Source organism: Psychrobacillus sp. NEAU-3TGS (genome assembly GCF_029955155.1).
Lineage (GTDB): Bacteria > Bacillota > Bacilli > Bacillales_A > Planococcaceae > Psychrobacillus.
Genome location: NZ_JAPNOZ010000010.1, coordinates 595804 through 613167, shown reverse-complemented (window position 1 = coordinate 613167; position 17364 = coordinate 595804). Strand labels below are relative to the sequence as shown.

Here is a 17364-nt window from a genome sequence, read left to right as displayed (position 1 = left end):
AAAGGCATGAAAAAAGTCGTTAAAGGGAAGAACCTTTAACGACATAATAATTTATAATGTTTGTGGAATCATTTCAATTTTCCAAGCACTGAAATCAGGATTTTCTTTCAAGAAAACTTCCTTCGAGAATGATAAGCTAAGCGGACGCGCTTGTTTAGAGGCAATTTCGAATTCTCCAATCGGGAAACCGAGTTTACATACTAAATCTCCAGGTGCATCAAACAATTGAATTGGTAGGTTTTCTATTGTTAGTGATTGAGAAAACGCATTGCGAATAATGATATATACATTAACTGCTTCTTCTGATTCATGGAAGTGGAATCCAACAACCGAAATTTCGTTTTCTTTAATAGGTTCTAATGAAGAAACTAAGTTTTGCACATACCCTTTTTGATCGTCTGAAAGACCATTCGACCAATTTTCATCTAAGTATAGTTCGAAGTCTTTTACTACTTTTTCGTAATACTCAAATGCCATTTCAAAATCCATTTCATTTTCAATTTCTTCATAAGGAACTAGCAAATCGTTCATTTCAAATAGGAAGTTCCATGGTCTTGCCGTACATGGTTCTAGCTCTCCAAACAATTCCATATCAAATTGTTTTTTCGCTATTTCTTTTCCTTCTTTATCTTTCACAACTAAAATTACTTGCTCTAGACGTAGTTTTTTCGGTAAAGAATGTCTTATTATTGCCGTTACAACAATACCGTCATTTACTGTATATAATTTAACCCCATGTACATGAAGTTGGTTGGCTTCCAAGTCTGCTAGTTGTTGATGAAAGTATTGAAAAATATACTTCTCCTGTGCTGGGATTTCCCAATCTGTTGAAAAGTCGATTTCTGTTTTATATGTTTTATGTGTATTTGTCATTAGTTAGTTCCTTTCTGCTAAATGTTCTATTTGATAAGTATAACATAATAAGACACATAGTCCTTCTGTAACCTAAAGATCCCTGTATAAGAAACAATCCAGAATTGTTTCTTACACAGGGATAAAAAACAAGACATTGAGCGAAAAATAAGAGAATGCTATACTAATCTGGTTAGTTTTAAAATTCAGACCATAAGAGGGGAAGATTTGAAAATGAGGAAATTTAGTAAAAGTATATCAATACTTATTGCTATGGTATTGATTCTTGCATCAGGGGTTTTATTAAAGCAAACACCTGTAAATGCACAGGAGAAGGAAGAGGAGATTAATATTACGCTCCTTGCCACGTCGGATATCCATGGTCGTTTTATGCCTTGGGATTATGCGATAGATGGTCCTAATTTAACAGGGAGTTTAACTCAATTACATACAATAATACAAGGTATTCGTAAAGATAATCCGAATACTATTTTGCTGGATAATGGAGATTTGATACAAGATAATTCTGCTGAACTATTCAATGACCAACCAGAATCTCCGATGACAGTTGCTATCAATGAAATGGGCTATGAAGCTTGGACTTATGGAAACCATGAGTTTAATTTCGGGCTAGATGTATTAGACAAAGTTTCTAGTCAATTCAAGGGACCTAAACTAGCTGGAAATATATACAAAGAAAATGGAGAACGCTATTCACCGGCATATACCATTATTGAACGTGAAGGGGTTAAGATCGGAATTATTGGCATGGTGACTCCAATGATTACGGAGTATGAGAAGGGTACTAATCATCTAGATGGAGTAGTTGTAAAAAATCCAGTAGACGAGACGAAAAAAGCAGTGAAAGAATTAGAAGGTAAAGTAGATGTAATGATCGGCCTGATGCATATGGGCTTGGAAAATGAGAACGGCAATCCGGGAACGGGAGTGAAGGAAATGGCTAACGCGATTCCAGAACTAGCCGCAATCTTTGCAGGTCATAATCATGTACTTATTAATAAAGAAGATGTTAATGGAGTCCTTATAACGGAACCTAACAAATATGGGACGCATATTTCAAGGATTGATTTGACTTTTTCTCGTCAAGGAGATCAGCTGACATTAAAAGATAAAGATGCATCGACTATCCCAGTAAAGAACGAAGATGGAACATTTGTGGAATCAGATAAAGAACTAGAAAAGATATTAAAGCCATATCATGAGTTTGCTCGTGCGGATGCGAATATTGAGGTAGCACAACTAAAAGGAACAAATCTTGTCCCGAAAAATGAGATTAATGGAGTTCCTGCCGTACAAGTTCAAGAAACTCCTTTGTCAGACTTCTTTCATGAGGTCATGCTTCATTATAGTAAAGCAGATGTAGTAGCACATCAGATAGATAACGACCGAGCTTTCTTGGATATAGGTCCTATCAAGAAAAAAGATATAGCATACAATTATCAATTTGCTGGTGGAGAAGTATCTGTATATGAAGTGACTGGAAAAGACTTAAAAGACTATATGGAATGGGCGGTTGGTTACTTTAATAGTACACGAGATGGGGACGTAACGATTAGCTTTGATAAAAAACGACGTTCCTCTAAATATAGTACGAACGACTTTTTTGGTAATGTTAAATATGAAGTTGACTTAACCGAGAAACCGGGAAACAGAATAAAAAATCTCCGTAAAATAGATGGAACACCTATTGAAATGGAAGATAAGCTGAAACTTGGAATGAACTCATATAGAATGGATTTTCTTCTGTCAAAAGATCAAGCACTTGAAGGGCGTAAATTTAACATGATTTGGTCTTCTAAAGAGGAAAGTGCATTTGGGGAAACAGGAGGTACTATCCGTAATCTAGCAATTAGATACTTAACAGAAGAGATGAACGGTAAGTATGAACCTACGATCCAAAATAACTGGAAAATTGTTGGGGTTGATACAACATCAGCTGCTCGTACGGCTGCTGTTGAACTCATCAATAAAGGTATTTTAGAAATTCCTACGTCAGAAGATGGAAAATTTACGAATGTTGCTTCGATCAATGTAAAAGATGCAATAACTAAAAAAGAAATTGAAGAGTTAACAAAGAAAGCAAAAGTAGATTCAACTAAATTTTCTCAATTAAAAACGACAGGAGAATTTTATCAAGAGCTTGTGAAAGTCTTGAATACTCCGCTAAAAGAGAAAGAAACCGAAAAACCGGCAGAAAAGCCAACGATTCCAAGTAACACAACAACAGATAAACCAAAGCCAACAAATACGAAACCAGTATTATCTAAAGAGAAAGGAATTGTTACTTCCTACTTCCTAAATGTTCGTCCTAAGCCATCCAACAATAGTAAACCAATGGGAGCAATCTCTAAGAATACAGAAATAACAATTCTAGGAAAAGAAAACGGCTGGTATAAGATTTCTTATAAAGGCAAAAAAGGCTATGTTTATAGTCGATATATTAAAATAGAAAAATAAGTTAGTTCTGTCCCTGTGTACGACTCAATTCTGAATAGTGTTTTACACAGGGACAATATCAAAAGAAGTGGCCAATGCAAACTGTTGGCTACTTCTTTTTTATATACAGTTATTGTTACTGTTGTCCGCACCAGTAACAATATTGTAATATTTCCCAAAATCCTCGCATAACTCTCCAACAATCGGAATATAGTAGTTTAAATTCCTAACATTTCATTAGGACAAGCCACTCTTCACAACATTTTCAGGAATTAAATAAAAAATACAGGGGGTCATTTTTTCATGTACAGGAAACGATTTATAGTTTTTATGATGTTAATTGTCTTCGTACTTATCGTCTCTGGATGTAATCGCTCAAAGGATTCAGATGCTAAAAAAGGCAATGATCGGGAAGTTGTGGTTGGTTTGGTTTCAGAGCCGGATTCTGTGGATATTCATCGGACATCTTCTACCGGTGAAGCGAATATACCGCTATATGATACATTGTTGAAACTTGATAATGACGGCAACATTGTACCAAATCTAATTACAGATTATGAGGTAATTGGAGATGGGAAGGAAGTTATTTTTAATTTGAAAGAGGATGCAGTATTTCATTCGGGAAAACCGGTGAATGCGGAGGCTGTGAAGTTATCTTTTGAACGGTTAGTTTCTTCTTCACCATTTAGTACGAATGCAGGGGATATTGATAGCATCGAAGTATTAAGTGACTACTCCTTTAAAATTACATGGAAGAATCAATTTGCACCGTTCTTTATTAATGCAACGACTCCATTTTTAGCACCTTTGGATGTCTCCGTATTGAATGGAGAAGGGGAAGGATTTGAGAAAGAGCCTAGTGGGTCTGGTCCGCTTAAGCTAGTGAAGATTAATAGAGGAGATTCACTTGTATATGAGCCTTATAAGGATTTTAATTGGGAAGGCCAAAAACCTGGTTTTGATAGTGTAAAATTTAGATTTATTCCAGACGAGGAAACAAGAATTTTAGAATTTAAAAAAGGAAATGTGGATGTCTTGTTAAATGTTCCTTATCAATATATAGAAGACCTTGAAAAAGATTCGGAAGTAACTATAAAGAGAGTACAAAGTGATACATTAAGTTATTTGGGATGGAACAATAAACAACCTATTTTCCAAGATGTAAAAGTGAGACAAGCACTTGCACTTGCGATTGATCGAGAGTCAATTATCGACAACACATTAAATGGTGAAGCGCAAGCAGTATTCGGCCCACTACCAAAAACAGTGTTTGGCTATAGCGAAAAAATTGAGACAATGGCTCGGGACAAATATACAAGAGATATTGAAGCAGCGAAAAAGCTTTTAGCTGAAGCTGGCTGGAATGAGACGAATAAAGATGGAGTCGTGATGAAAGATGGTAAGGAATTTTCGGTGGAGTTGTGGGTGGATGATGATCCAGCCAACCAAAGAGCGGCACAAGTCATACAAAATCAGTTAATGGAAATAGGGGTAAAAATAAATATTGCAGTGAAGGAATCCGCAACAATTATTGAACAAACGCCAAAAGGAGTACATGAAATGTTGTTGTGGAGCTACGGTTGGCCGGATGCAGATGTACTGAACTTTTTACTTTTCGGTAAAGACAAATCGAAAAGATTACATTATGAGAATGAGAAAATATACAGCATTTTAGACAAAGCAGCTATTGAAATGGACCAAGAGGCTCGCTCAAAGTTGTATGAAGAGGCGCAAGAAATGCTTGTGGAAGAATCTCCTTTTATCCCATTGTACGTAAAGGAAAACGTCACTGCCATCCGCAACTTTGAAAGCTTTGAAATTCATCCTATTAATAACACGATCGAGTGGACTAGCGTGAAGGTAAAAGAATAAATAAGTATTTGAGTTAATGTCACAATCGCTAATTATAACTAAAATCCAGATATTCATATGGAGTTCTAAATACATTGATTGAAGCGGAAGGCGGCGGGTTTAGCTTGAGCTAAAGACCACGCAGGAGCGGAGCGACGAGGAGGCTGAAGCCAAGCCCGCGGAAAGCGTCCGCCTGGAGCGGAATCACATCGTTGTAGATTTTAACTGTTTTTCCCTATGATGAAATTGATTTAATTAACAATCTAATCCGAAGCAGAGGGGGCGTTTACTTGTCATCCTATTTATTCAAAAGAATATTCACTATGATTATCACTATATTTGGGGTATCTGTCCTTGTTTTTATGATTATTCATTTGATTCCTGGCAATCCTGTTAATCATATTTTGGGAGATTACGCTACTGAGGAATCCATTAAGGAATTGGAGATGAGATTAGGGCTGGATCGCCCTATTCTTGTCCAATATTTTTCTTATATGTTCCAGGCTATCCAAGGCGATCTTGGAACCTCTTATATAACAGGCTATACCGTGGTAGAAGAGATTTTAAATCGTATTCCTATTACTGCGCAATTAGCGTTATATAGTATTATTTTTGGCTCTATTACTGGAATTATCATTGGGGTAGTAGCTGCAGTGAAAAAAAATACTATTTACGATCAACTTGCAATGGTTTTGGCTTTAATAGGAATATCCGCTCCAGGCTTTTGGATTGCTTTGTTTTTAATACTTCTATTTTCGTACCAACTAAGCATCTTCCCGATTTCGGGGTATAGCGGATTTTACTCACTCATACTACCCTCGATTACTTTAGGGCTCGGTACTGCGGGCAGTATTGCCCGGATGACTAGGTCGAGCATGCTAGATGTTATTAAACAGGATTATATTCGCACGGCAAAAGCAAAAGGAGCAGGTTCTTATCGACTTATATTTAGACATAGTTTACAAAATGCCATCATCCCTGTAGTTACGCTGATTGGCATGCAATTTGGCTATTTAATGGCGGGAGCAGTTGTGACAGAGACGGTATTTGCGCTTCCGGGTCTAGGAAGTTTAATCGTATCCGCGATTTCTACTCGAGATATTCCGACTGTACAAGGATTACTCTTATTTATGGCTGCAATGATTATTATCGTAAACTTTGTTGTAGATCTTTTATATACAAAGCTAGATCCTCGCATTCAATACGAATAATAGGAGTTAGAGGGGAGAGATTATGCTGGGAAACAATCCTACTTCACTTGTTTATCCAGATCCAATTGATATCGAAACAAAGACCCAATCTTCCGTAGCACATTTTATAAAAAAAATGAAAAAAAATAAGGGCGCTGTAGTTGGAGCCATGATTTTACTCTTTTTTATCATCACTTCTACTTTTGCGCCATTTATAGCACCGTATCCGGTCAACGAAATGAAATTTGAAGATAGTTTGCAAGGACCGAGCATGGCACATTGGTTAGGTACAGATGAATTTGGAAGGGATATTTGGACCCGCATGCTTTACGGGGGACGAGTTTCCTTACTCATGGGGCTTTTTGCTGTGACGCTTTCTGGCACAATCGGAGTTATTTTAGGTGTACTTGCTGGGTACTACCGCAAATTGGATATTTATATCATGCAGTTTATCGATATATTGATGACGTTTCCTTCATTGCTTATGGCGATTGCTATTGTAGCGGTTCTTGGTGTCGGATTAACGAATGCCATGATAGCAGTAGCTATTTCTGTAGTCCCATCCTTTGTACGAGTTGTAAGAGGTTCTGTCCTGTCTATTAGAGAAACAGAGTATGTAGAAGCATCCAAAGCAATTGGAGTGAAAGATTGGAAAATAATCTGCAAGCATATTTTGCCTAATGTTGCTTCTCCTATTATCATTTTAGCAACTTTAGAATTTGGTAGTTCTATATTATCTGCAGCTGCACTTAGTTTTCTTGGACTTGGAGCGCAGCCACCCAACCCAGAGTGGGGAGCACTTGTCTTCGTCGGAAAGTCATTTTTAAGCCAAGCTTGGTGGATGACTTTATTTCCGGGACTAGCCATTATGTTAGTAGTATTAGGGTTTAACTTATTAGGGGATGGGCTAAGGGATGCCTTAGATCCCCGATCAAAATAAAAGGAGAGATTGTATGACACTTCAAAAAAAAATCGAATCTTATATTGAAGGCATTGATGCTAATTTTGGTATTTATATTAAACATTTGGGGACACAAGAGGAAGTAAATATTCAAGGAAATCAATTATTTCAGATGGCTAGTGTGTTTAAGGTTCCTATTTTAGCTACTTTATATGAGAAAGTGTATAACGGAGAAATTAATCTGCATGAACGGGTTCCATTAAACGAAGAAGATTATGTACCGGGCTCCGGTGTATTTCAAGAAATGCAATATGGGATAGAGCCGACTATAAAAGACTTGGCAACGATGATGATCATTGTTAGTGATAATTTAGCAACCGATAAGGTGCTGAGTATAGTTGGTGGAGCAAATAATGTAGAGGAAAGAATGCAACAAATGGGATTTAAGGATATTTATATTCATCACACATGTTGGGAGCTTTTGAGCTTAAGTGCTGGTATCCCATCTCAGCCCTATAGTAAAGAGCTTTTTGATGAGATTATAAATCGTTTAATAGAAGGTGACTATGATTGGGATAGTATCGTTTTTCAAGATAGTACAGAAAACAATGTAAGCTCTGCTAAAGATATGAGTCTATTATTAGAAAAGATTGCATTAGACGAATTTGTTTCACCAGATTGTTCAAGAGAGATTCGTGAAGTCCTATCCAAACAGCATTTTCAGCAACGGATCGGTGGTTTATTGCCAAGAAATAAAAAAGTGGCGAATAAAACAGGCAGCTTAGGAACGATGTTCAACGATACTGGTATCGTATACTTACCAGATAACAAAGGAGAATTCGTTATTACGGTCTATTCGACAGGCAGTTCTCTAGAGTACAAAGGTGACGAGCCGATCGCACGTATCTCAGAAATTGCCTATCAGCATTTTATGAACGGTGAGTAACGACATCACCCGTTTCGCCCATTAAGCGCTAGGAGGTAGACCATTGACAATCGAATTAATAAAAGTCGAGAATATCAATATTTCCTTTCAAGATGATGAAGCAGGAACAATCTCAGCTGTTAGGGATCTATCTTTTCATATAAATGAAGGAGAAACAGTAGGTCTTGTGGGAGAGTCGGGTTGCGGTAAAAGCGTGACTGCTCTATCACTAATAGGATTAATAGAGAGAGGCACTAGCACCACAGAGGGAGAAATAGTGTTTGAAGGGGAAGATATTAATTTATATTCCGAAAAGAAAATGCGTTCCATACGGGGAAATAAAATATCCATGATCTTTCAAGAACCGATGACCTCTCTCAATCCAGTGCATAAAATAGGCAAGCAAATTAGCGAAGTACTTCATTTACACGGTTTTGCCAATAAATCAAATAGCAAAGCAAAAACGATCGACATATTAAAAAAAGTAGGTATTCCAAGAGCAGAGAGCATTATAGACGAATATCCGCATCAGCTATCTGGAGGAATGAGACAACGAATTATGATTGCAATGGCGATGGCCTGTAATCCGAAACTGCTCATTGCGGATGAACCAACTACTGCGCTAGATGTGACCATTCAAGCCCAAATACTAGATTTGATGAATGCCTTACAACAAGAATATAACACCGCTATACTATTAATAACCCATGACTTAGGAGTAATCTCTGAGATGGCTGATCGAGTGATTGTCATGTACTACGGACAAATTGTGGAGCAAGCAGATGTGCGAACTCTTTTTAAACAACCAAAACATCCGTACACGATTGGTCTGTTAAATTCTGTTCCGAACATCGATAGTGAAAATGAGGAAAGACTAACCCCTATCGATGGAAACGTACCCAGTCTTGGCGTTATAAAATCGGGATGTCCATTTCGTTCTCGTTGTCAGCATGCCCATGAAAAATGTCATAAGAAAAACCCGCCATTATTTAAGCGAGACTCACAGCTTGTCAGATGCTGGTTGTATGAGGAGCAGGGGGTGTCGGTTTGAATCAACCGCTACTAGAAGTAAAGAATTTGAAGACCTATTTTCCAATAAAGAAAAGCCTTTTTAATAAGAAAAAACACTTTATAAAAGCAGTTGACGGTATAAGCTTTCAAGTGAATAAAGGAGAAACACTCGGAATAGTAGGAGAAAGTGGCTGTGGTAAGTCAACAATGGGCAGAAGCATTCTACGACTAATCGAACCTACAGAAGGCTCGATTAAAATCGAAGGAAAAGAAATAACAGCCTTAAGCCAAACAGACTTAAGAAAGCTACGAAAGGACATGCAAATCGTCTTCCAGGACCCTTTTGCTTCACTCAATCCGAAGATGACTATTGGAGCTATCCTTGGGGAAGCGCTTGCAACACACCAATTGGGACAAAGTGCTAAAGAAAGAAAAGAAAAAGTTAAAGAGTTATTATCGAAAGTAGGCTTAAGCCCTAACCATATAGGACGGTATCCACATGAATTCAGTGGTGGCCAAAGACAACGCATCGGGATAGCGAGAGCGATTGCCGTAAATCCTGCAATCATAATTGCGGACGAGCCAGTTTCCGCTTTAGATGTCTCCGTTCAAGCACAAATTTTAAATCTATTTCAAGACCTTAAAGAAACATTGGGACTAACTTATATTTTTATAGCCCATGACTTGAGTGTAGTAAAGCATGTAAGTGATCGAATCGGTGTGATGTATCTCGGGAAAATTGTAGAGCTGTCTGATAAAAAACAACTATTTCGACAACCGCTCCACCCATACACACAGGCACTTATGTCAGCAGTGCCTTCTCTCGACCCAGATGTTAAAAAGGAACGGATTATCTTAACTGGCGACGTTCCAAGCCCCTCCAATCCACCATCCGGATGTGCATTTCATACCCGTTGTAAGTTTGGAAAGGCTGTTTGTGAACAGGTGATTCCTCGTGAAGTAGAGGTCGTACCAGGTCGATTTGTAAACTGTCATATGTATGATAAGGATTACCGGGCGGATTTTATTTAACCGCACTGTCCCTGTGTAAGAAACAATTCAAAATTGTTTCTTACACAGGGACTTTTATTAGCGGTGTAAAAAGGTCTATATAACATTTTACAAAAACATTACAATATTCACATTGTACCAAATATTTCTTTTGATTATCTTTAAATAGGAACGTTATTACAAAACGGGAGGGAAATTATGAAGAAGAATACAGTGAAAAAGTCGGTAGTAGCCGTCGCTCTTGCAACGTCATTATTGGCTTCAACAAATGTAGGTTTTGCGAGTAGCTCGTTGCAAAATGTGGTGGATCAAGCAAGGAAAGACATGAAAGAGGCGGCTTATGCCTACGTAGTACCAGCGCAAAAGGGGAAAATTGCAACTAGTAAGGACTTATATCCTGCGTTAAATAAAGCAAAAGCAAATTACGCAAAAGCAAAAAATGCAATCGTCAAATCGAATGCCAAAAACAAAAACGTACTATTAAAAGAATTAGAGGATTTACATAACGAACGTATTACAAAAGGAATTGTCCCTTATATTGATGCTTATAATTATGCGGACAAGTATTTAAATCCAATCTTGGCAGCTATCAAAGTTGCGGAAGCAGAAAAAGACTGGGCAAAGGTGGAGAAATTATACCACCAGTTATCTGTTCAATTGAAAAGTCGAACGGTTATCCTTTACCGCTTCACTGGGAAAGCACCAAGAGATTTGTTATTAGATCAATATAAAGAACCAGCGAATGCAAAACGTGATCAGTTAATGGTGCCGGTAACTATTTATATGAAAGTAGTAGAAGCGGAGAAGTTAATTGCTGCTGGTAAAAAAGAAGAAGCAGCGAAAGTTGTCGAATCTATTAAACCACTACTCGATAAAGTACCTTCTACAAGCAGCTTGCCAATGATGAAGGAGTTACTGGAAAAAGTAGCGGCATTAAATGTAGCACCTGCAGATGAAAAAGATACGGTTTCTTTACGTATTTTAGGTACTTCTGATATTCACACGAACATTGTGAATTATGATTATTATAAAGATACAGTGTCTAATAGTTTAGGACTTGCTAAAACAGCTACATTGATCAAAAATGCACGAAAAGAAAATAGCAACACATTATTATTTGACAATGGAGATGCGATTCAAGGTACTCCGCTAGGTTCATATAAACAATCGGTAGACAAGCTTGTTGATGGGGAGGAACATCCTTCCGTAACAGCGATGGAGCTTTTAGGTTATGACGGGGCTACAATGGGTAACCATGAATTCAATTATGGTCTAGATTATTTAGACGAAGTGATGGATGACGCTAATTTCCCTTATGTGAATGCGAATGTTCGGGATGCGGCGAGTGGAAAATTATTGTACAAACCTTATGTGTTAATCGACAAAGAAGTGGTTGATTCGGAAGGTAAAAAATCAACAATTAAAGTTGGAGTTACTGGAATTGTACCTCCTCAAATTTTAAAATGGGATAAAACCAATTTAGAAGGAAAAGTGAAAGTCGACGACTCGGTGCAAGCTGTATCCGCAGTAGTTCCTGACATGCAAAAAGCGGGAGCAGATGTAATTGTAGTACTTTCTCACTCTGGAATGGGTGATGCAACACATGAAGTTGGAGAAGAGGATGTAACATATTTATTAACTAAAGTTAAAGGTGTAGATGCGATTATTACTGGACATGCACACCAAGTATTCCCAGGAAAAGTAGATGCTTCACTTACAAATGTAAACATCGAAAATGGGACGATGAATGGTGTTCCAGTTGTTATGCCTGGTAAATTCGGTAGCCATTTAGGTGTAATCGATTTGAAACTGAAGAAAAGTGGAGACGACTGGAAAGTAGTTTCGTCAAAAGCAGAGGTACGTACAATTGCAAAAGATGCTACGGATGTCGATCAATCTGTTGTGAACGCAGTGAAAGAGGCACATGAAGGGACAATCACTTATGTTCGCAAAGCAGTTGGAAAAACTACAGCGGATATTCACAGTTATTTCTCACAAGTGCAGGATGACCCATCTATTCAAATTGTAACAGACGCTCAAACAGCATATGTAAAAGCTAAGCTAAAAGGTACAGCGAATGAAAGCGTTCCAGTATTATCAGCTGGTGCACCATTTAAAGCAGGAACAAGAAGCGACCCTGAGTACTACACATACGTTCCAAAAGGCGAGCTTGCTATTAAAAACGTAGCAGATCTTTATCTATACGACAACACAGTAGCAACAGTGAAACTTACGGGAGCAGATGTAAAAGAATGGTTGGAAATGTCTGCAGGTCAGTTCAATCAAATCGATCCAGCTAAAACTGGCGAGCAACAACTGATCAACACAGACTTCCGCTCATACAACTATGACGTAATTGATGGCGTAACATACGAAATTGACGTAACACAACCAGCAAAATACGATGCAGACGGTAATCTTGTAAACAAAGATGCATCTCGTATCGTAAACTTGCAATACAATGGCAAACCAATAGACTTAAAACAAGCATTTATCGTAGCAACAAATAACTACCGTGCAAGCGGAACATTCCCTGGTGTCCGTAATGCAACAGAAATTGAAATACATCCAGATGAAAACCGAGAAATTATCATCGACTATATACTAGCCGAGCAAACGATCGACCCATCTGCTGATGGCAACTGGAAATTTGCTGCGTTACCAGCAAAAGCACATGTCGTATTCGAATCATCTAAACAAGCGGAGAAAGTACTCCCAGCAGATGGAAACATCAAATACATTGGTGAGGGTACAGATGGATTTGGTAAGTATTCAATTAAATAAAATTTAAAGGATATACCAGTAGTGACCTTGTGGAAGAAATAATTCTGCCATTTAATTACTACTTACATGAAAAGCAATGGCCTGAGTAAAAACTTTGGCCGTTGCTTTTTGATTTTGTAATTGTTTTACGTGCTTTCCCTGTGTAAGAGACAATTCAGAATAGTGTTTTACACAGGGATATAACACTATTTTTAAAGTTATTGTACAAAGCAATATTTCCACATACAATTAACTTAATAAAATAAATCCAAGGAAACATAAAAGCATGAAAAAATCCTACATAAAAATCATCACTATAATCGGACTTTTACTTATAAGTGCATTTGCACTGAATTCGATACTTGTAAAAGAAAAAACAGTATCCCCAAAAGCAGTAGGGGGAGTCTTAGATTTACGTAATTATGAATTTGACGGAGCAGAACCAATAGAAATGAACGGAGAGTGGGAATTTGTTCCGAATAAGCTGGTAGACTCTACAGCATTTGATAAGCAACAATCGTATCAAGTTGAAGTACCCTCGCTGTGGACGAATTATGACCTAGATGGTCAGAAGCTGTCGAAGTATACAAGCGGCACATATCGACTTAAAATCTTATTAAATGATTCGCCAGAAATCTTAGGGATAAAAACGACTAATATCCGTATGTCTAATGCTATTTATATAGATGGACAACTGTTAGGAAGTAGTGGAATTCCAGCAGAAGATTCTACTTATATACCTCATAATATCCCTTATGTTTCTTATTTTTCTCCGAACGATAAAGAATTAGAAATGATTGTACAGGTGGCTAATTTTGATTATGCATCTGGTGGTGGAATATTAGGATCTATTTTTATTGGGGATCAAGATGGTATAGGAAACCTTCGGGATAGATCACTTGCATATGATTGGGTAACAATTGCAGCTTTTTCCACAATGTTTATATACTTTTTAGGTACATTTTTGCATGCAAGGATTGGCGTGGAGCAGCTATTCTTTTCGCTCTTTTGTTTTGCCAATGTTTTATATGCAGTTTCACATGGAGAGAAGGTATTTTTGGAGCTGTTCCCTGCTACATCCTATGCTTTTTTCGAAAGAATCCAATCAGTTTCGAGTATTTGGATAGGTTTGTTTATGTTATGTTTTTTTCACTCGTCTTTAAAGCAATTTGCGAATAAAAGGATCGTAAAATTTCTTTATATAGTGGGAGTGTTATTAACAGGCTCTGCACTACTACCCGTTAAGATTAACTCTAGTCTCCAAATCTACTATTCTCTTTATATATTTATCAGTTTAGTGTATATCATCTATATACAAATTATTGCGATATCCAAAAGGGCAGTTGGTGCTTCTTATTTAATCTTTAGTAGCTTCACTATTTTTATTTATTTTACTGTTGGAACATTAAATGTTTCGGCAAACTATGCGATGAATTCATTGCCTCCTTTATTTCCTTTTATTTGTTTAACGATGTTGTCGCTTTATATTTCCCATCGTTTCATGGATTCCTTCTTACAAAAAGAAGAGTTGTCCAATGCTCTACTACGTGTGGATAAGTTGAAAGATGGTGTACTTGCGAAAGCCTCTCATGAATTTCGAACACCTTTACATGGAATTATAGCGATCTCTCAATCAATGCTTGAAGATAGAAAATCTTCCTTGTCGACAGAGGAAGAAGAAAAAATGGGATTAATAGTAGGGACTGCTCAGCGTCTATCTAAGCTTGTAAACGATATACTGGATTATTCAAAACTGAAAGAAGGAGAACTGCGGGTTCGCATAACCCCTGTAGATTTGTTTGCTCTTACACATGTTGTCGTAGAAACTTTTACATATATGATAGACAAAGATGTGAAAGTGATTAATCACGTGCAAAGAGGGCAATTTGTTATGGCGGATGAGGAAAGACTTCGTCAAATTTTATTTAATTTAATAGATAATGCGGTTAAATATACGATGCATGGGAAGATAGAGATTAAGTGCGATGAACACGAAGAAAATTTAGTCATAACAGTTAGTGATACTGGTATAGGTATTGCTTCAGAGAATTTAAAATTTGTGTTTGAGCCTTTTCGACAGTATAGCAATGCAACTGGAGGAACTGGTCTAGGCTTAAGTGTGACAAAAGAGCTTGTTCAGATTCAAGGAGGCACTATTACTGTAAATTCTGTAGTAAATAAAGGAACTAACTTTTCGGTTACGCTTCCTAAAGCAACTCAATTAAACAAACCAACAAAGCAATCTTTTTCACTTCCTATTCCTTCTGTTAACGGAAATAAGGATCGAAAAAAAATAATCATTGCAGATGATGATCATGTTAATCTGAAAGTACTCATTGATACGCTTATATCAGAGGATTATTTTATTGTCGCAGTTGATAGTGGAAAGGCAGTTTTGGAGCAGGTGAAAAAACATCCTGATATTGATCTAGTGATTTTAGATATTATGATGCCAGAAGTTTCTGGGTATGAAGTATGTCATCAATTGAGAAAATCTTATCTACCCTCCGAACTTCCTATTTTAATGCTGACAGCGGCTGTTCGACCTGAAGATATGATTGCAGCGTTCCATTCTGGTGCAAATGATTTCTTACACAAACCATTGGATACAGCAGAGCTAAAAACTAGAATAAGAAATTTATTACTTATGAAGGAATCATCCCAAAATGCGGTGAAGATGGAGGTTGCTTTTTTACAAGCACAAATTAAACCCCATTTTATTTTTAACGTATTAAATTCAATTCTTTCACTAAGTTATATAGATTTGGACAGGGCCCGTACCATGATTACAGATTTCGCAAACTTTATGAGAGGAAGTTTTTCCTTTGAAAATACACATAGTCTTGTTCCGTTAGAAAAGGAACTTTCCCTCATTCAATCCTATGTAAATATACAACGGACTCGATTTCCAGAGCGGTTAGTATGGGAAGTGCAAATGGAAGATCCATTGCATTGTTTTATTCCTCCTTTAATCTTGCAACCTATCGTGGAGAATGCTATAGTTCATGGATTAAAAATGACGGAAGGTCAAGGAATTGTAAAGCTCACTGTTATAAGAGAAAATGACTTCCTCGTTTTCCAAATAACAGATAATGGAACAGGGATTTCTACACATAAGCTACAACAGATTTGGAATGTACAACAGGATACAGGTCAAAGTGTAGGGCTTCAAAATATAAAAAAACGATTAAAATATTATGAAAATGCTTCCATTCAAATAACTAGTAAGGAACATAAAGGAACGATCGTGGAATTAAGATTCCCATTCATACAAAGTGAAAAGGAGGGAGAGTAAATGTTAAAAGCCGTAATAGTGGATGATGAAATTTTGGCGATCCAGTTATTAGAAGCCATGCTAATAGAAATTGGGGGAATCGAAATAATAGGCAAGTTTACAAATCCATTAGAAGGACTGGAAAGTTTGGAAGCACATAAGCCAGATATTCTGTTTCTTGATATTGAGATGAAGGAAATGAACGGAATAAAGTTCGCAGATAAAATGAATACAGTCGCTTTTCAAACGGATATTGTTTTCGTTACAGCTTATGATGAATATGCACTGGAAGCATTTAATGTCCAGGCAGTGGATTATATCCTAAAGCCAATCGAAAAAAGTCGTTTAGAAAAAACGGTACGACGAATTAGTCAGCGTAGAATTCAGTGTGAACTACCTTCTGATGAGACACCATTCTTAAAAGCAAATTTTCTAGGAAGCTTTCGACTGCTTGACCATGACCGTGAACCGATCAAGTGGCGAACCAAAAAGGTAAAAGAGTTCTGTGCCTATTTAATCCATCAAGACAAACCGGTTCACAGAGAAAAGATTATGGAAGAACTATGGCCAGACCGTACATTAGACAAAGCTTCAGTAGCATTGCACACAAGTGTATACCATTTACGAAAAGAACTAAAAAATCATGGATATCATGATTCAATTAAATATGTGGATGAACGCTATTCTCTAGAGGTAGAGTTAAAGAGTGATGTGCAAGATATAAAAAATATCTTAAATCTATCGCAAGACACCGCTGAAGACGTTAAAAAGCTTATAGATTTATATAAAAATCATTACCTGGCCGAAGAATATTATGACTGGGCGAGAGAAGAACGAGAACAGTTGCTGAAAGGTGTTGTACAGTATTTAGAGAATTTTATTAATACATACAACATGGAAAAAAAATTAAAAAGTGCATTAAAAGCAGCGATGGACAAGCTCATAGAAATAGATCCTTGGGAAGAAAGATATACCAAATACTTGGTTCAACATTATATAGAAAATGGAGACAATAGAGCAGCAATACAAGTCTATGAAAACTATAAAACGATTCTATGGCAGCATTTAGGGACAAAGCCACAAGAAAGCTTTGAACATTTAATGAAAATAATAAAATAGACCTTAAAAC

At 37.0% G+C, this 17364-nt stretch carries 11 protein-coding genes; 10 read left to right on the top strand and 1 reads right to left on the bottom strand.

What is annotated here, in order from left to right:
* Positions 1-51: 51 nt before the first annotated feature.
* Positions 52-873 (bottom strand): SLAP domain-containing protein, encoded by an 822-nt coding sequence (locus OR571_RS11430; RefSeq protein WP_282242925.1) that lies wholly within the window; start codon positions 871-873, stop codon positions 52-54.
* A 213-nt stretch (positions 874-1086) separates the two neighbouring features.
* Between OR571_RS11430 and OR571_RS11425 the strand changes: the two genes are divergently transcribed.
* From OR571_RS11425 to OR571_RS11380, 10 genes are all read left to right on the top strand, one after another.
* Positions 1087-3330 (top strand): 5'-nucleotidase C-terminal domain-containing protein, encoded by a 2244-nt coding sequence (locus OR571_RS11425; protein ID WP_282243152.1) that lies wholly within the window; start codon positions 1087-1089, stop codon positions 3328-3330.
* 282 nt (positions 3331-3612) lie between these two features.
* On the top strand, positions 3613-5181 hold the full coding sequence (locus OR571_RS11420) for an ABC transporter substrate-binding protein (protein ID WP_282242924.1): 1569 nt from the start codon (positions 3613-3615) through the stop codon (positions 5179-5181).
* 269 nt (positions 5182-5450) lie between these two features.
* Positions 5451-6371 (top strand): ABC transporter permease, encoded by a 921-nt coding sequence (locus OR571_RS11415; RefSeq protein WP_282242923.1) that lies wholly within the window; start codon positions 5451-5453, stop codon positions 6369-6371.
* A 115-nt stretch (positions 6372-6486) separates the two neighbouring features.
* Complete coding sequence (locus tag OR571_RS11410; protein ID WP_481900387.1) at positions 6487-7290, top strand: ABC transporter permease; 804 nt, start codon at positions 6487-6489, stop codon at positions 7288-7290.
* Positions 7291-7303: 13 nt separating this feature from the next.
* A complete protein-coding gene (locus OR571_RS11405) occupies positions 7304-8197 on the top strand; it encodes a serine hydrolase (protein ID WP_282242921.1) in 894 nt (297 codons plus the stop codon).
* Between the two features lie 43 nt (positions 8198-8240).
* Positions 8241-9227 (top strand): ABC transporter ATP-binding protein, encoded by a 987-nt coding sequence (locus OR571_RS11400; protein WP_282242920.1) that lies wholly within the window; start codon positions 8241-8243, stop codon positions 9225-9227.
* Positions 9224-10219, top strand: a complete 996-nt coding sequence (locus OR571_RS11395; RefSeq protein ID WP_282242919.1) for an ABC transporter ATP-binding protein — start codon at positions 9224-9226, stop codon at positions 10217-10219. The genes OR571_RS11400 and OR571_RS11395 overlap by 4 nt, the downstream gene beginning before the upstream one ends.
* 177 nt (positions 10220-10396) lie before the next feature.
* On the top strand, positions 10397-12982 hold the full coding sequence (locus OR571_RS11390) for a bifunctional 2',3'-cyclic-nucleotide 2'-phosphodiesterase/3'-nucleotidase (RefSeq protein ID WP_282242918.1): 2586 nt from the start codon (positions 10397-10399) through the stop codon (positions 12980-12982).
* A 265-nt stretch (positions 12983-13247) separates the two neighbouring features.
* Positions 13248-16256: a hybrid sensor histidine kinase/response regulator gene (locus OR571_RS11385; RefSeq protein ID WP_282242917.1), complete on the top strand. Its 3009-nt coding sequence runs from the start codon at positions 13248-13250 to the stop codon at positions 16254-16256.
* Complete coding sequence (locus tag OR571_RS11380; RefSeq protein WP_282242916.1) at positions 16257-17354, top strand: response regulator; 1098 nt, start codon at positions 16257-16259, stop codon at positions 17352-17354.
* Positions 17355-17364 lie beyond the last annotated feature (10 nt).